This window comes from Streptomyces sp. UNOB3_S3, assembly GCF_020740895.1.
GTDB lineage: Bacteria > Actinomycetota > Actinomycetes > Streptomycetales > Streptomycetaceae > Streptomyces.
The window spans coordinates 1-2,030 of the sequence record NZ_JAILXP010000633.1 but is presented as its reverse complement, the minus strand read 5'-3'; the positions used below and the strand labels follow the sequence as shown (position 1 = coordinate 2,030).

Annotated in this window: 2 protein-coding genes; both read right to left on the bottom strand. The window is 71.7% G+C overall.

Annotation, left to right across the window (positions count from 1 at the left end; all coding sequences use genetic code 11):
* A partial coding sequence (locus tag K6I33_RS36480; RefSeq protein WP_229358754.1) for a cytochrome P450 occupies positions 1-1,005 on the bottom strand: 1,005 nt, incomplete at its 3' end.
* Between the two features lie 50 nt (positions 1,006-1,055).
* Positions 1,056-2,030: cytochrome P450 (locus K6I33_RS34545; protein ID WP_229358753.1), on the bottom strand; the 975-nt coding region annotated here is incomplete at its 5' end.

Below are 2,030 nucleotides of genomic sequence, written 5' to 3'. Positions count from 1 at the left end.
GGGGGAGCGGGAGGGGTCGAAGGTGTCGGGGTCGGCGAAGGCGGCCGGGTCGTAGTTGGTGGCGTCCAGCGAGAGCAGGATGAGGTCGCCCTGCCGCACGGCCGCGGTGCCGAGCTTGGTGTCCTCGGTGACGAAGCGGGGGATGGCGTTGCCCAGGACGACGCTGTAGCGCAGCAGCTCCTCCACGCACTGGGGCATGGTCTCCGGGCGGGCGCGCACGGCGTCCATCGCCTCGGGGCGCTGGAGGAGGTTGAGGGCCGCGACGCCCAGGAAGCTGGCGAAGTCCTCGTAGCCGCTGACGAACAGGACGGAGACGATGTTCGACAGCTGCTTGTCGGTCAGCCCCTTCCGCTCCGCGTTGAGGTCGGCGAGGCGGTCGACGAGGCCGCGGGGCCGGCCGGGTTCGCGGGCGGCCATGTACTCGTGCATATAGACGCGGATCTCCTCCCAGTTGCGGGCGAGCTCCTCGTTCGTGGGGGTGACCATGGTCAGGTCGAGGTCGGCCCGTACCGCGAGCCATTCGTGGTCCTCGAAGGGCAGCCCGAGCACCCGGCACATGCACTGGGCGGCGACCCACTCCGCGAAGTGGCGCTGGAGGTCGCCGGGGCCGCCCTGCCGGACCATGGTGTCCAGGCCCTCACGGGTGATCCTGGCGACCCAGTCGGCGGGGAGCTCGGGCTGGTTGCGGCCGAGGGCCTGGAGGACCTCGTCGCGCAGTCCGGCCTGCTGGAGGTGGTTCATGGCGTCCAGCAGCTCGGGCGCCAGGATCGGGGCGTCCTGCGTGGGCCCGTCGGGGTCGCCCAGCACGGACCGGGCGAACTTCCGGTCGCGCAGCACGTCCTGGGCCATCTCGTAGCCCGTGACCAGCCATGCCTCCTCGCCGGAGTTGGTGCTGACCCTGGCCACCGGGCAGCGGCCCCGCAACTCGCCGAGCTCGGGGGCGATGCGGTCGCCCTGGGTGCTGAAGGGGTAGTGCGGGAGGTCCTCGTGCGGTGCTGTGGTCACGCTTTCTGGCCTTTCTCGTCCGGGCGTCGTCATGTCGTCGAGGGGGTGCGTCACCAGCGCACCGGGAGGCGGGCGGGGGCGCGCAGCGGGGTGGTCTCGTCCCAGGTGATCGACTCCGCCGGCACGGCGAGCTCGATGCCCGGCAGCCGCTCCAGCAGCACCTCGATGGCGGTGGCGAGTTGCAGCCTGGTCAGGTGTCCGCCGGTGCAGGCGTGCGGCCCGTGCCCGAAGGCGACATGCGCGTTGGGGGTGCGGGTCAGGTCCAGACGGTCGGGGTCGGTGAACGCGGCGGGGTCGCGGTTGGCGGAGGCGGGCACCGGGATGACCGCGTCCCCGGCCCGGATGTGCTGCCCGTGCAGGGTGAAGTCCTCCTGGGCGACCAGGATGTTGATGGCGTTCATCAGCGGGACGTAGCGCAGCAGCTCCTCCACCGCGGTGCTCATCCGCTGGGGCGCCTCGCGCAGCTCGCGCAACTGCTCGGGGTGGGTGAGCAGGGTGTACAGCGCGTTGCCGGTGTGCTGGATGTTGGTCTTGTAGCCGGCCATCAGCATGGTGACGACGAAGCTGACCACGTCCTCCCGGGTCACCCCGGCGCCCGGGCGGCGGCTCTCCGCCAGCAGGAGGTGGATGTAGTCCTCGCCCTCGCCCTCCTTCTCCTTGCGGGAGATGAGCTCCTCGGCGTAGTCCTGGAGCGCGTACAGGGCCGCCAGCACCTCGTCCATCGACAGGCCGGCGGCGCTGAGCAGGGTGAGGGTGTGCGGCAGGTAGATGTCGCGGTCCTCGTGCGGCAGCCCGGTGGTCTCGCACAGCACATGCAGCGGCAGCGGTTCGACGTAGGCGGCGACCAGGTCGGCCGTGCCGCCGTCGGCGGACGCCACCATGGCGTCGATCAGTTCCCCGGCCATGGCCCGGATCCTGGGCTCCATGACTTCCAGGCGGCGCCTGCCGAACAGCGGCAGCACGGTGCGCCGCACCCGTTCGTGGTGCGCGCCCGTCATCTCCAGGAACGTCGGCAGGGCCGGGGG